The 14,359-nt window shown below is 57.9% G+C and carries 11 protein-coding genes; 7 read left to right on the top strand and 4 right to left on the bottom strand.

Features of this window, described 5'->3' with window-relative positions:
- The first annotated feature begins 34 nt into the window (after positions 1-34).
- From AD944_RS05645 to ccmI, 4 genes are read left to right on the top strand one after another with little or no spacing between them, the layout of a single operon-like run.
- Positions 35-2,020, top strand: coding sequence for a heme lyase CcmF/NrfE family subunit (locus AD944_RS05645; RefSeq protein ID WP_045542324.1), 1,986 nt, complete (start codon positions 35-37; stop codon positions 2,018-2,020).
- Entirely contained in the window at positions 2,017-2,598 is a 582-nt protein-coding gene (locus AD944_RS05650) for a DsbE family thiol:disulfide interchange protein (protein ID WP_045542325.1), read from the top strand. The genes AD944_RS05645 and AD944_RS05650 overlap by 4 nt, the downstream gene beginning before the upstream one ends.
- Positions 2,595-3,089: a cytochrome c-type biogenesis protein gene (locus tag AD944_RS05655; protein ID WP_006557269.1), complete on the top strand. Its 495-nt coding sequence runs from the start codon at positions 2,595-2,597 to the stop codon at positions 3,087-3,089. The genes AD944_RS05650 and AD944_RS05655 overlap by 4 nt, the downstream gene beginning before the upstream one ends.
- 4 nt (positions 3,090-3,093) lie before the next feature.
- Positions 3,094-3,825 (top strand): c-type cytochrome biogenesis protein CcmI, encoded by a 732-nt coding sequence (ccmI, locus tag AD944_RS05660; protein ID WP_006557268.1) that lies wholly within the window; start codon positions 3,094-3,096, stop codon positions 3,823-3,825.
- Between the two features lie 541 nt (positions 3,826-4,366).
- On the opposite strand, the gene AD944_RS05675 is transcribed toward ccmI, so the two are convergent.
- Positions 4,367-4,894, bottom strand: coding sequence for a hypothetical protein (locus tag AD944_RS05675; RefSeq protein ID WP_035377612.1), 528 nt, complete (start codon positions 4,892-4,894; stop codon positions 4,367-4,369).
- 300 nt (positions 4,895-5,194) lie between these two features.
- On the bottom strand, positions 5,195-5,569 hold the full coding sequence (locus AD944_RS05680) for a YidB family protein (protein WP_035377610.1): 375 nt from the start codon (positions 5,567-5,569) through the stop codon (positions 5,195-5,197).
- Between the two features lie 257 nt (positions 5,570-5,826).
- Between AD944_RS05680 and AD944_RS05685 the strand changes: the two genes are divergently transcribed.
- Together AD944_RS05685 and AD944_RS05690 are read left to right on the top strand one after the other, a co-directional pair.
- Positions 5,827-8,007 (top strand): FUSC family protein, encoded by a 2,181-nt coding sequence (locus AD944_RS05685; RefSeq protein WP_035377607.1) that lies wholly within the window; start codon positions 5,827-5,829, stop codon positions 8,005-8,007.
- Between the two features lie 256 nt (positions 8,008-8,263).
- Positions 8,264-10,441 (top strand): FUSC family protein, encoded by a 2,178-nt coding sequence (locus AD944_RS05690; protein WP_306310202.1) that lies wholly within the window; start codon positions 8,264-8,266, stop codon positions 10,439-10,441.
- Positions 10,442-10,722: 281 nt separating this feature from the next.
- Here the strand turns inward: AD944_RS05690 and AD944_RS05695 are convergent, their stop codons facing one another.
- Positions 10,723-11,736: an ion channel gene (locus tag AD944_RS05695; RefSeq protein WP_035377604.1), complete on the bottom strand. Its 1,014-nt coding sequence runs from the start codon at positions 11,734-11,736 to the stop codon at positions 10,723-10,725.
- A 173-nt stretch (positions 11,737-11,909) separates the two neighbouring features.
- Here AD944_RS05695 and guaD point away from each other — a divergent pair, with 173 nt between their 5' ends.
- Positions 11,910-13,244 (top strand): guanine deaminase, encoded by a 1,335-nt coding sequence (gene guaD / locus AD944_RS05700; protein ID WP_045542347.1) that lies wholly within the window; start codon positions 11,910-11,912, stop codon positions 13,242-13,244.
- A gap of 96 nt (positions 13,245-13,340) precedes the next feature.
- Here the strand turns inward: guaD and AD944_RS05705 are convergent, their stop codons facing one another.
- Entirely contained in the window at positions 13,341-14,273 is a 933-nt protein-coding gene (locus tag AD944_RS05705) for a hypothetical protein (protein WP_045542328.1), read from the bottom strand.
- Positions 14,274-14,359 lie beyond the last annotated feature (86 nt).

Here is a 14,359-nt window from a genome sequence, read left to right on the forward strand (position 1 = left end):
CGTTACCCAGAACACCGGGAGTCACCCCCCTGATATGCTGAGCCCCGAACTCGGACATTATGCCCTGGCACTTGCCTGTATTTTTGCTGCTGCACAGGGCATCCTGCCTCTGATTGGCGCACATCGGCGGGATAGACGTGTGATGATGCTGGCACCGGGGCTTGCCCTTGGTCAGCTTTTTGCCCTTGTGGTGTCCTTCCTATGTCTTGTGAACGCTGCTGTTACGGATGATTTTTCCGTGCAGAACGTGGCGGCAAACAGCGCTGTCACCAAACCGCTTCTGTATAAAATCACCGGTGTATGGGGCAACCATGAAGGCTCAGTGCTTCTCTGGGCGCTTATTCTGGGCGTTTGTGGCGCGGCGGTTGCGGCCTTCGGGCGGAACCTTCCCTCTGCCCTGCGGGCGCGCGTCATTGCCGTTCTGGGTGCCGTCGCCGCCGGGTTTGAACTGTTCTGCCTGACCACGTCAGACCCATTTGCCCGCGTGTGGCCAGCCCCCATGGATGGACAGGGCATGAACCCCCTGTTGCAGGATCCCGGCCTCGCCTTCCACCCGCCCATTCTCTACACGGGTTACGTGGGGTTTGCGGTGCCTTTCGCGTTCGCCATCGCCGCGCTGATGGAAGGCCGGGTGGATGCCGCATGGGGCCGTTGGGTGCGCCCATGGGCCGTGGCGGCATGGTGCTTCCTGACATGCGGGATCGCCCTTGGTTCCTGGTGGTCCTATTACGTGCTCGGCTGGGGTGGCTACTGGTTCTGGGACCCGGTGGAAAACGCATCCCTCATTCCCTGGCTGTCCGGCACCGCGCTGATTCACTCCGCCATTGTGGTGGAAAAGCGTGAGGGGCTGAAAATCTGGACCGTTCTGCTGGCCATCGCCACGTTCTCATTCTCTCTGTCCGGCACCTTCCTTGTGCGCTCGGGCATTCTGAATTCCGTGCATGCCTTCGCTAATGATCCGGCCCGCGGCATCTTCATTCTGGGGCTTCTGGCGCTGGTCATCGGCGGCTCTCTGGCGCTGTTCGCCTATCGGGCACCATCGCTCACGGCGGGTGGCCTGTTCGCCCCGGTCTCGCGTGAAGGGGCTCTGGTGCTGAACAACATCCTGCTGTGCTCCATCTGTGCAGTGGTTGTCACCGGCACCATGTATCCGCCCTTCATGTCCCTGCTGTTTGACCGCACTATTTCTGTTGGTAAACCGTTCTTTGATGCCACCACCATTCCGTTGGCGCTGCCCCTGTTCATCTTCATGGGCTTTGGCCCGATGCTGCCCTGGAAGCGCGCGCAGTTATGGCCGGTGCTCCAGCGGCTCTGGCTGGCCGCCATTGTCACCGCCATTGCGTTTCTGGTGGCCGCGTTTGGTGTGTCCGGTCTGCTGCCTGTGCTCTCCTGTGGTGTCGCGGTATGGATCATTGCCGCCAGCGTTACGGATATTACAGAGCGCGTGCGCCTGTTCCGTATGCCGCTGGCTGGCAGCCTGCAACGCGCCCGCATGCTGCCCCGCTCCATTTTTGGCACGGCTCTTGCTCATGCCGGTGTGGGCATCACCGTGCTGGGGCTGGCAGCTATGTCTCAGGCCCAGCATAAAATTGTGGAAGTGCCAGTGGGCACCACCGAGCATCTTGCGGGCTATGACTGGACCCTGACCAACGTAACGCAGGAGCCCGGCCCCAACTATTCCGCCCTTGTTGCCACCATTGAAATCCGCCACCACGGCAAACTTGTGACCGTGATGCATCCCTCAAAACGCAGCTTCAACAGCCAGAACCAGACCACCACGGAAGTGTCCATCCACACCAATCTGCTGGCCGATCTGTATGGTGTGTTAGGTGATAAGCACGGCACGGATGCCGCCCCCACATACGTGTTGCGGCTGCATTACAATCCGCTGGCTCCATGGATGTGGCTGGGGGCATTGGTCATGGCCATTGGCGGTGCGCTTTCCCTGTCTGACCGCCGCATGCGCGTGGGCGCGCCCCGCCGTGCCAAACTTTCCGCAGAAACGGTAACAGCAGCATGAGCACCTCCCCTCAAAACGAGAACCTCACCCGCCGACGGCTGATGATGGGCCTGCCTCTGGCCGGGGCTGCCGTGCTGGGTGTGGGGTTCTGGAAAATGCTGGCGGGCATGCAGCATGGCTCCTTCAATCCGCATGACATCAATGCGCCGGTGCTCAACCGCCCGGTGCCAGACTTCACCCTGCCAGACCAGCCGCCCGGCGAGGGCTTTAGCGCACAGGATCTGCGCAGTCTGACCAAGCCGGTTCTGGTGAACTTCTTTGCCTCCTGGTGCATTCCGTGTCTGGCTGAAATGCCTACACTGATGAGCCTGAAAGACGATGTGACCCTCTGGGGCATTGCCTACAAGGACCGGCCTGAAAACGCCGCCAACTTCCTGAAACATTCCGGTAACCCCTTCACCCGTCTGGGTAGCGATCATGAAGGCCGCGTGGGGATCGAATGGGGTATTTCGGGTGTGCCTGAAACCTTCCTGATTGGCCCCGGCGGCATTATCCGCTGGCACACGGCCTCTCCACTGGATGTTGATACCATCCGCAACACACTCGCCCCTCTGCTTGAAAAGCTGAAAACAGCATGAGCCGCCCGCGCCTGACCTCCCTGCGCCGCCTTGTCCCGGCGTTTCTGATCGGCCTGAGTGTGCTGCTGGCCCCGGCTCTGGTGATGGCGGTGGATGATCCCTCCGAAATGCTGCCGGACCCCAAACAGGAATCCCGCGCGGAAGCCATTGGCTCCCAGTTGCGGTGCCTTGTCTGTCAGAATGAATCGATTGAAGACAGCAGTGCAGGACTGGCGCGGGACCTCCGTCGCGTGGTGCGTGAACATGTGGCCAAGGGCGAAACCAACAAGCAGATCATGGATTGGATGGTGGACCGCTACGGCAACTTCATCCGCCTCAGCCCGCCGCTTTCTGTTGGCACTCTGCTGTTATGGAGCATGCCGGTTCTGGCCCTGCTGCTTGGCCTGACACTGGCATTCTTTGCCTATCGCCGCCGTGCCGCTGCCCCTGCGGCTCCGCCCCCGCTTTCAGACGAAGAAAAGGCCCGTCTGGCCAAGCTGACAAAGGACTGAGCGCATGATCTGGCTCTCCATTGCCCTGTTAAGCCTGCTGGCTCTGGCCCCCGCGGCCATACCGCTGTGGCGGCGCACCCGGCAGGTGCGGGATGAACGCAGCGCGGCCCTCGCCCTGCACGAAGCCCAGCTTTCTGAAATTGACCGTGATCTTGCCATCGGCCTGATTGCCCCAGCCGAACATGATATTGCCCGCCTGGAAATCCAGCGCCGCATTCTGGTGGCGGATACCGCACCGGCAGAGGCAGCGGACGCCATTTCTCCCGCTTTGGTCTGGGTCGCGCTTGGGCTTATTCCCCTGGTGGCCGTAGGGCTTTATCTGACCAACGGTGTGCCATCCCTACCAGCCCAGCCTCTTGGCCCGCGTCTGGTGGCACAGCATGAGCAGAACACCAAGAATGACACCATTCTGAACAAACTGAAGCAGACACTGGCGCAGTTGCCAGCGGACGACCCCAATCTGCGGCAGGGTTACCTGCTTCTGGGGCAGGCTGAAGCCTCTCGCGAACATTATGCAGAAGCCGCAGCGGCGTGGCAGCATGCGCTCGATCTGAGCTTTGACCCCGAAATTGCCGCCCGCACCGGGGAAGCTCTTACCCGCGCAAACGGCCACGTAACGCCAGAGGCTCTCGCTCTGTTCCGCAAAGCACTGGACGCCGCCCCCAAGGATGCCCCGTGGCGTGGGGCCGCACAGGCCCGCATTGCCCAAGGCGAGCACGATCAGGACAACCCCTGAGCCGCCACCCACAGCGGAACAGCCCTAGCAGCAGACCAAAAAGCCGAGACCATTATGGTATCCCGGCTTTTTCTTTGCCTAATTCTCATCCCGGAAAAACAGCCCAAGACGCTGTACCCACGCACGGACGAGGAAACCTCTATGCAAGGGCATAGCAGCGTCAGAGCAGTTTTCTTTCCCACCGTTGCCAACGCGCGCTTTCTGCCAGCAGATTGGACCGCCCCCACCTCTCCGACGCGCGCTTTGCCTCTTACGATCCTGCCTTAGAGATCTTCCAAAACGTCAGAAGGCATTGTGGGTTGGCAAGAAATTTTTGAGGCTAAGAAAGCGAACGTGACAGCTTGGCACGGTGGCCATCAGAACGAAAAACCCAAAGGATTCCGCCACGAAAAGCCCTCCCCAACATGGCAGATCGTTTCAGCCCCTCATTTTCCTGAGAACCGCACAGGCATTGGACGCGCCGGATCAAGCGCCTGTCAGCAGGCACAAAAAAAGCCGCACCTCTGTGCGGCCTTCCTTGAATGAGAACGGTGTTTGCGCCCTAACCCGTGCCAACCTCACGCAGATGCGCTCTGGCCCAGATATCTTCCCGCGCGCGGGCCTTCGGCGGTCGCGGCTGACAGGAAATGAAATACAGCCCCACAACAAACACAAGATTGGAGAGCGCATTGAACCACATAGCGATGCGAAAAGGCGGCGGTGTCGTGGATGCCTGATACAGCACATACAGGGTGAACGGAATGGAAACCAGCCGCACCCCCTGCAACATGTAACGGAAAGGATTAGGCCGCCCCGGCTTGACCAGCACGCGCATGCGGCTCAGCCCGATGAAGAACGTTACACACAGGCACCACACCAGCACATTGAAGGCCATGTTGGTGAAGTCCATCATGCCGCCAAGAACAAAAACCGCGATGATGGAAACAGCCGAAAACAGGAGGGAGCCCAACTGAAAGCTCATGCCCACTTCAAGAGCAGGAAGCCGCTCGGGCAGACGGTCAGCCAGAGGCTGGCACACATCATCCAGCAGCCAGCTATCCACTCGGGTAATACGCTCGCCTAGGTTCATCTCATCATCATAACGGAATATGAAGACAAACGCACCTTCTGAATTCGACCGGGCCGTCCCTACCCATTTAGGATACGTCCTCCGACATCACTCTCCCCTCTCAGGAGAAGAACTCCCAGCTTTTTCATACGCGGCACCAAAACAGGCCCTATCGGCTCCCTCACCCCACGCAAGAAGGGCACCATCCCCCCTTGGAAAGATCGTATCGACGGGAAGCCGTAGCGCGAGAGGCCCCTGCTTTTCAGACCTTGAGAACGGTCCTTGCCGCCCATCGCTTTAAAAGCGGACGGCAGATGTTTTTCAGGCTTCCTTGGCGGGGGGCACCTCGGCAGGAACTTCACCTGCGGGTGTGGTTTTATCCACAGCTTCCGGCAGATAGTGCGAGAGCGTGGTCAGCACGGTATCAGCCGGCAGGCCAGTACGGGCTACCAGATCATGCACAACAGAGCTACCTAGAATTTCACGGATTTCATCCGTCGTAGCTGGCAGGTTTTCGCCATGCCCAATCCAGGAACGCACCTTGTCACCCAGCCCGGCCTGATCAGCCTGTGCCAGAATAGCCTGAAGGTTTTCCGGCTGGAGCAGTTTTTGAAGCTGCTGTTGCAGTGCGCCCTGCAAATCCACCCCCAGCGCGCTTTCCACCTTGCCAACCAGGTTAGAAAGGAAATCGGACATCTAGACTTTCTCCGCTTGTCTGTATTTCTGCACCCGTTGCCCGGTAGAACGCTTCCGCACCTACCAGCGCATTTCATCATGGACCAAATAGCAGACATATGCGAGAGCTATAAACGCGATAGCTAGACCATCCTGCGGCAGACCGTAAGAAGCCGGTTGGCTGATATGCATCTGACACTACAAGGAAATTTTCGGGAATCGCGCTACTTTCCTTCTCAGACACGCACCTTCCAGCCGTAGCCAGTAAAGTATCCGCTTTGCCAAGCCTTCCGCTCTTCCTTCTTGATCGCATTGGCCCCCTGCGCCATTTCCGCCCCCTCCGGCGGCCCGGGCAGCAGGGCGCAGGGCGTCTGCAATGGCTGTTCGCGCCATCCCTCTCCGCTGTGGGCTTTGCTGTACGCACCACCGCAGCCGCGCTGATTGCTCTGGTCATCGCTTTGTGGATGGAACTGGATGACCCGCAATGGGCCGCCATGACCGTCTGGATTGTGGCGCAGGGTTCACGCGGGGAAAGTCTTTCCAAAGCACGGTGGCGTCTGGTAGGCACGGCAATAGGGGTGGTGATGTCCATCACCCTGATTTCCGCCTTCATCCAGCAGGCGTGGCTTTTCTTCCCGGCACTGGCCATCTGGGTAGGTGTCTGCTGCACTTTGGCTACCATTGTGCGCAATTTCCGCTCCTACGCGCTGGTTCTGGCCGGTTATACCTGCGCCATTATCGCCATTGGGGCCATCCCCAACCCCGCCAACGTGTTCATGACGGCCATGTCCCGCGCCACATACATTGTGCTGGGCATTGTCTGTGAAAGTGCTGTGGCGGGGTTGTTCGCACATAATCTGGCCGCCACCGCCCGGAAAAACATCCGTGATAAGCTACGCACCGCGTTGGGGAACGTCTCGAACTCTGTCGCAAGCCTGTTGTCTGGTGATGATGAAGCTTTGGTGCAGTCCCGCGCCATGTTCGGCCCGCTGCTGTCCATCAATGACCAGATCGAATTTTCAGAAGTGGAAATGGGTCCGCACGGGCATGAGGGAGATCACGCCCGCGCCGCGCTGGCCGCCGTTTCCGTCCTGCTATCACGCGGGCTGGGCATGGCCGTACGCCTGCAATGGCTGGATACAGATCAGGCCGCCTTTCGGGAAACAGCCACGCGGGTCAGCACCTTTCTGACGGGGTTGGCCCCTCAACTTGAAACAGATGAGACGGTCCAGACGCTGCTGCGTGATCTTCAGCTTCTGCGCGCCGGATGTCGGCAGCAGATTGTCGATGCCCTGACGGCTGAAATCAGCACACCGTATGAGCAACGCACGGCTGAAAACATTCAGGTTCTGCTGGATGGCCGTATCCTGCACAATGCGCTGGATGAGCTTCTGGGCGAGCTGGAGCAGGCCATTCGGGAATATGATGCCAGCCAGCATGTGATCCGGGGGGATCACTTCCATTTTCGTTTACAATCTCACGTTGATAAACGTGAAGCTGCATATAACGGTATCCGCGCCACCGTGGCCATTGCGGCTGCGGGCTTGGTGTGGGAGGTCACGGCGTGGCCCGCGGGGCTGGGCTTTATCACGTTTGTCGCCATTGTGTGCGGCCTGTTCGCCACGCGGGAAAACCCGGTTGTTGCCACCACCCAGTTCATGGTTGGAGGTCTATGGGCGGCTTTTGTGTCCTTCTTTCTGGTATTCTGGATCCTGCCAACTCAGGCAGATTATGAAATGCTGGTGGCCACTCTTGCCCTACCCATGATTGCGGGTGGACTGGCTGCCCGTAATGCGGCAACCGCCCTGCATTCCGCCGCCTACACCCTTCTGCTGCCCAACTTTGTGCATCCTCTCAACCAGGGCCGACAGAATGAGGTTGCATGGTTCAACTCCACAGCCGCTGTGCTGCTTGGGGTGGCGTTTGCGGTTATCGTGTTCCGTGCCATTCTGCCCTTTAACAGCGGTGCGGAACGGTGGCGCATGCGGCGCACACTGCTGCGAGACCTTCGCACGTTGGCCTCCGCCGAGCCCATACCGCAAACACGGGACTGGATTGGCCGCAATATTGACCGCTTTGCCCGGCTGATCCGCCACGCAGGCCCTACCCCCAGCCCCACCATTGAAGGCTGCCTGCAAGGCACACTTGCCGCCATGACCATCGGGCTGAACATCATCCGCCTGCGCGTTCTGCTGGAACGCAACCAGATACCCCCCTCAGCCCGCCGCCCCATTGAACTGGTCATGCAGCGGATGAGCCGTTTTACCGGTAAATACGGCCGCACTGCCCGCTCTGCCCGCATTGCCACACAAACGTTGCGACGCATTGAAGCCGTAGAACCCAACATCACCACCCGTATCGAACTGACACGCGCAATTGCCTATCTGATTGTGGTCTCACATGAGCTGGATGCCAACGCGGTATTCCTTGATGCGTCCAAGCCTTACCGTGCTGTGTGAAGCAGCACTTGAAAGTCTATCAGAACAACGCGCCTGAATAGTTGCGCCCGTAACGTATTTTTTGCAGGCGCGTTGTTTTTACACCGGCAAACGTGAAATACCCTTTCAGATCTGCCGCCCCCTATTTTGAAATTCCCTCGTTTTTGAAAAACTATTTTAATATGCGCCGGGCACTCACTTTTCTGTTATAACAACAGGAAGGAGGACTGATTGGTTCGTGTACGCATTTTCTTTCTCTAAGCGCCTGCCCCTGCGTTTGCGGACATGGATCATCAAAGCAACCGATGGCCTGAAAGGTTTGCCAGAAACAGCCCCTTTGGCATGGCTTGTTGCCCCTTCTCCCAGCAATCTTGGTTTTGCCGTCAGAACAACATGCGCAGCATTACTGGCATTGACGATTGCCCTGTGGATGGAAATGGACAGCCCTCAATGGGCTCCCATGACGGCTTGGATTGTGGCGCAGAACTCTCGCGGGCAAAGTCTATCAAAAGCCAAGTGGCGTCTTACCGGCACCTGCATCGGTGCTATTGCTGGCGTTACGTTTCTGGCCGCTTTTCCTCAAAGCCCGTGGTTACTGTTTCCCAGCCTTGCCTTTGGGGCAGGCCTGTGCTGCGCCTATGCCACGTTTTTGCGAAACTTCCGCTCCTATGCGCTGGTTCTCATTGCCTTTACCTGCACCATTATTGTACTGAGCGCTGCCAACCAGCCTGACAATGTGTTCATGATCGCGCTCTCCCGCACCACCTATATTACGCTGGGTATTCTGTGCGAGAGCGCTTTGGCCTTGTTATTTGCGCCACGGCTTGATCGTGTAGCCAAACAGGAAATATGCACGCGGCTTCAGGATGCGTTGTGCGGGGCCTGCCGTAGTATGACAGACCTTCTGCTGGGCCAGCAGGACGGACTGTTTCGCTCACAGGCCCTCATGGGGAGCATACCATCACTGGCGGATCAAACCGAGTTCAGTGATATCGAAATGGGGCCGCATTCTCACGCAGGAGATCACGCGCGTGCCGCACTTGGGGCCATTTCCACGTTTCTCTCCCGCGGCCTTACACTACACATTCATATGCAGGCCGCAGCCCCGCTTCCTGACACTTTCCAAACCCTGCTTCGCAAACTGTCTCTGTTACTCAGTCAGGTTCCAAACCAGATCAAGAGTGATAACCCTGTTGGGGCCGCTATCGCCATCCGGCAGGAATTTACCCGCTACCGCACAGATTGCCTGCAACGGTCCGTTGATGATCTGATCGCGTTTGAACAGCTCAGGATTCAGTCAGACCATCCGACACAGGCCATGCGGGACTTGCTGGAAAGCCGTATTCTGGAAGCCGCATTGGCCAAACTGCTTTTGGAACTGGATATTGCGCTTGCGCATTTTATTGCCACGCAAACGCCCGTTTCCAAAGATCACTTCCGTTTTGACCGTCACCCAGAAAAGGATTTCACACTCGCCCTGAACAACGGCCTGCGCTCCGCAGCCGCCATCTGTATAGGCGGCCTGTTATGGGAGATAACAGCATGGCCTGAGGGTTCGACCGTTGCCATGTTTGTGGCTGTTACCAGCACCCGTTTTTCCTCTTTTGAAAACCCGGTTCAGGCGTCCAGCGGCTTTCTGAAAGGGGCCCTATGGGCTGCTTTTGTATCCTTCTTTCTGGTCTTCTGGGTTTTGCCAGAACAGGCCAGTAATGAAACATTGCTGGCGTCTCTGTTTTTTCCCATGCTGGTTGGCGGGTTAGCCCTCCGTGCGCCAAACGCTACGGGCACCGCTGCCGCCTATAACAATTTTCTGCCGTTTATGGTTGGCCCGGCAAATCACACCCGCATGGATGAGATCATGTGGTTCAACACAACGCCTGCCGTGGTGTTTGGCATTGGGCTGGGCGTGTGGGCGTTCCGGCTGGTGCTTCCCTTTGATGCTGCGGCTGAGCGGTGGCGTATCCGCCGCAAACTGGTGAGGGATCTCCGTGCTCTTGCTGCCTCTGAAACGGCTTTTTCTACATCTGACTGGATTGCACGCTCTGGTGGCAGACTGGCGCAGATCATCCGTCATGCTGGCTCAAAACCGGATGCCGTAACGGAAGCCTATCTGGCGGGGGCCATGGGGCTCATGTCTGTCGGTTTACTGGTCCTGCGGCTGCATCATGTTCTGGCTTACAAGGATTTACCGCCAGAACTGACACAGCCTTTGCGTGCTGTTCTGCACGCCATTGCGCATCTACGTGGGTATTCCCTCACGCCTGCGCAAACGGCCTCTGATGCTCTGGAAAAACTTCTGGCCGCGACACTGAAAGAAAAAAATCTTTCAACGCACCTTGAACTGACCCGCGCCGTCAGTAGCCTGGAAGTCATGCGCAAGGAACTAGCTCAAAATGCCGTTTTTCTTGACACCACAAGACGCTTTCATGTTCCTTCTGCCCAGAAAATACCCTAGGCATCAGGATTCTACGCACCTCAATTTAAGAAAATGATGCTGTACAGCAAAGCCATGCCGTAAAAGGGCGGGCGCCTTACATTCGCGTGCTCTGTTTTATATCTTTCAGCAAGCCTTCAAATGGCCGAAATGAGCCTCTTCAAAGAGGCCTAAGTGGCAAAAAGAGGGAGGCCTGCCGCATTATGCCTCCCTCTCTTGAAGAATACTGTCAATACTCAGTAAAGAGATACAGAAACGAAAACGGCCCTTTCCACCCTACATCTTTGATAAATCACCACACATCAGTGCTCTTCAATATCGTGAAAACGCGTGTAATCCACAGCAATGCGACCATCCGGGCGCGATGCAACAATATCCACAAACCGATGGTTATGGCGCACGCGGTCAAAGCGGTAGGCCGTCCGGGCGAAGACGGTCTGACCCAAGGCTTCATCCGTTCCGGTTACTGTCACCACAATTTCAGCTTCTTCGTGCTCAAGTTCCGCAACTGTCTTGCCATGCAACGGACTTTCTGGCCCGATCACATGCGCCATCACAAAGGCAAACCGTAAAACGGGTACGTGTGACTGCACCAGAAGCAGTTGATCAAACCGCCGCACCAGGTGACCATTTTCGCTCACAACCAGACGTGAGAGCGCAATTTCAACATCTACGGACAAAATCACGCTAATCCGCAAATTGGCAATCCGGATACACAGAGCGGGAACACCGTTTTCATTACTGATAACAGCGGTGTTGCTAAACATGATACGCGCACGCGGCCGAGCAAAACGGGCAAAGACAACCCCGGTTGCCAGCGCGTTGATCATCATGCCCACCAGCACTTCAAACGAGACAACTGTATCAGCATACAAACCAACGGGGGCCATGCCCCCATACCCCACGGTGGAGAGGGTCTGCACACTAAAGAAAAACAGGGAAAGCAGGGTGTGCTGTCCGTCCCCTGTCACCTGTTCTGGCGCAAACCAGTACAGCACGGCAAAAAACAGATTGATCAAAAAATAGGAAATAACAGCGGTGTAGGTAAAAGCAGCCCAGCTTGCAGTCAGCGCGTGATGGTAGAGGTCTGTCCAGACACTATCCCGCAGCCCGACGCGCACCACATCACGGTGGCTTTTTTCTTCAACCAGCGCATGCGCCCGGAAGCGCTTGACGGCTTCCTTGGTTGTGAAATGAATTTTCTTCTCACCCTTCTGCCCTCCCCCTGCTGACGGAGGAAGTTCATCCAGCTTGGTGTAGCGGGCTTCCTGTTTTGCCTCGCGTTTCTCTTTCAACCGCTGCCATAAGCTCTTCATGTCCGCTCTTCCCGTGCCGGAGCCGCCATGTTCCCGCCATGGCCACGCGCAGGCATGGTGATACACCCGCAGCTTTTGCGCGGCTCCGGCCATTTACGCATGGAACCGTTGCGAAAACCCGCGTAACAAGAGTGAGATCACACCTTACCCTCTTTGATTATCCAGGAGCCTGTATGCCTGCCTCTGCCCGTCACGCCGCTTTACGCGGGTGCGTTCTCTCGTTTCGCGCCAATCCTTTCCTGACCGAACCGGAAGAAGCGCTTCATGTGGAAGAGGACGGCCTGATCCTGATTACGGATGGCAAGATCACGCATTGCGGACCATACAGCCAAACCCGCTCCTTCCTGCCTGCTGGCGTTTCCGTTACGCATTATCCCGGCAAGTTGATCAGCGCCGGGTTTGTAGACAGCCATGTTCATTATCCCCAACTGCCCGTTATCGCATCCTGGGGGGAAGAACTGCTGGCCTGGCTGCAACAATATGTTTTCCCGGCAGAGTCCCGGTTTTCAGACAAGCAGGTGGCACAAGCGGTTGCCAAATCCTTTCTTTCCGAACTGCTGCGCAACGGCACCACCACCGCCGCTGTGTATTGCACGGTACACCCTGAATCCGTTGAGGCATTCTTTGAAGAGTCTGAGCGGCTTGGCACCCGCATGATTGCCGGCAAAGTGCTGATGGACCGCAACGCGCCCGATACCCTGCGTGATACCGCCCTTACCGGGTATGAACAGTCCCGCACCCTGATTGAACGCTGGCATGGCAAAGGGCGGCAGCTTTACGCCATAACCCCCCGTTTTGCCATTACCAGCACACCAGAACAGCTTGAACTGGCGGGAGACCTCTACCGTAGCCGGGATGATCTGTTCATGCAGACCCACCTTTCCGAAAACCGGGAAGAGATCGCCACCGTTGCGCGCCTCTTCCCCAACAGTAGTTCCTATCTGGATGTGTATGATAAAGCCGGTCTGGTTGGCCCGCGCGCCATCTTCGGTCATGGCATCCATCTGCATGAGCATGACTTCCAGCATTGCCATGATACCGGCTGCGCACTAGCCCATTGCCCAACATCCAACTTTTTTTTAGGAAGCGGTCTGTTCCGACTGTTTGATGCCAAAGCCGCCAAGCGCCCCGTGCATGTTGGGCTAGGAACGGATGTGGGCGCTGGCACCAGCCTTTCCCTGCTGGCAACCATGGGAGAAGCCTACAAGGTCTCCCTCATGGCCTCGCCTCAACGGCTCCACGCTATTCAGGCCTTCTGGCTGGCGACCCGAGGGGGGGCAGAAGCTCTGCATCTGGAAGACCGGATTGGCAGTATTGCGCCCGGCATGGAAGCTGATCTGTGCGTGCTGGACCCTCAGGCCACCCCACTGCTGGCCCTGCGTACCCGTGAAAGCAAAACTGTTGCGGACATGCTGTTTGTGCTGATGACACTGGGAGACGACCGCTGCGTAGAAGCAACGTGGGTGAACGGCCAGTGCGTACATCAACGCTCTCAGCCAGACGCTTAATGCCATCGTTTTAAAAAAGGCTTGTTATCGCTCCCATCCTGACAAGGCGCGAGAAAGTAGGAGCGATGACAAAAGCGACTGAGTGCTGCGCGCTTTCTATTGCTTGGTGTCGTCAGCCTCAAACGGATGCAGGGAAGCTCCGCCCGCCAGACGAGCCCACTGTTCGGCATCCGTTTCTGCCGTGCGGGTGCCGCCCTTGGCCAGCGCACCATGGGCCACTGTTGCTGCATCCACTTTACCAGCGGCATTTGCCTGAGTGGCCGCACTTTGTGCAGCCCGCGCCCAAAGGGCAGCCGCTTTCTGGTGATCTCCGGCCCGCTCCGTTGCGGTGGCCGCCAGCGCCAAGGCGCGTGACATATCCCGATAAGAGGCATCATCCCGCCGCAGATCTGCCGCGTTCTGTGCAAGCTGGGCCGCTTGTACCGGGTTGGACACCAACAGAACCCGCGCCGCAATCTCGGCCTTGTCTGCCTGCATGGAGCGCGAAAGCGGTGGCTTCATGCCTTGCAGATACGCATTGGCCCTTTGCAGGCCTGCTGCATCTCCCCCCTCATCAGCGGAGAGCCCCGCGACAAAGGCTGCACGGCTGGCCAAAGCGGGGTCAGACGCGCTCATGGCCTGTTCTGCCAGAGCAACGGACTGAGCATACTGCTTCAGGCGGTAGTCGGCTGCTGCTTCTACCAGATCAAATGCGGCGCGTGCGCTCTCTCCCCGGACACTCGCTGCCTGCCGGGCGGCCTGCACCGTGCGCACTGCATCCGCAGGCTGGTCTGCCGCAAGCTGAGCAACCGCCAGATTGTAGCCAGCCTCAGCCGCAGCATTCCCATCATCACGCATCAGGGCCAGATCTGCCGCTTTCCGATACTGGGTTATCGCCACGCTATATCGGCCAAGATCAAAGGAATCCTGCCCTGCTGTCATGGCCTGATCCCACTGGGCATCATCTCGAGCAGAGGGCGCTTCCTTCGCACCACCGCAACCGGAGAGAAGCAGTGGGCCGAGCAGCATCAGGGTATGCAGGCGTTTCATGGCCGCACCTGCCGCGGCGCGAGGCGCGTCTTTTTCTCAACCTTTGACCCACCCAGCAGCCACATACCGCGCAACTGATCCGTCAG

The sequence above is a fragment of the Acetobacter tropicalis genome (assembly GCF_001580915.1).
Taxonomy (GTDB): domain Bacteria; phylum Pseudomonadota; class Alphaproteobacteria; order Acetobacterales; family Acetobacteraceae; genus Acetobacter; species Acetobacter tropicalis.

Coding starts and splice junctions, on each gene's coding strand:
- ccmI (WP_006557268.1), top strand. CDS start 3,094: ATGATCTGGCTCTCCATTGCCCTGTTAAGCCTGCTGGCTCTGGCCCCC.
- AD944_RS05655 (WP_006557269.1), top strand. CDS start 2,595: ATGAGCCGCCCGCGCCTGACCTCCCTGCGCCGCCTTGTCCCGGCGTTT.
- guaD (WP_045542347.1), top strand. CDS start 11,910: ATGCCTGCCTCTGCCCGTCACGCCGCTTTACGCGGGTGCGTTCTCTCG.
- AD944_RS05680 (WP_035377610.1), bottom strand. CDS start 5,569: ATGTCCGATTTCCTTTCTAACCTGGTTGGCAAGGTGGAAAGCGCGCTG.
- AD944_RS05650 (WP_045542325.1), top strand. CDS start 2,017: ATGAGCACCTCCCCTCAAAACGAGAACCTCACCCGCCGACGGCTGATG.
- AD944_RS05695 (WP_035377604.1), bottom strand. CDS start 11,736: ATGAAGAGCTTATGGCAGCGGTTGAAAGAGAAACGCGAGGCAAAACAG.
- AD944_RS05675 (WP_035377612.1), bottom strand. CDS start 4,894: ATGAACCTAGGCGAGCGTATTACCCGAGTGGATAGCTGGCTGCTGGAT.
- AD944_RS05705 (WP_045542328.1), bottom strand. CDS start 14,273: ATGAAACGCCTGCATACCCTGATGCTGCTCGGCCCACTGCTTCTCTCC.
- AD944_RS05645 (WP_045542324.1), top strand. CDS start 35: ATGCTGAGCCCCGAACTCGGACATTATGCCCTGGCACTTGCCTGTATT.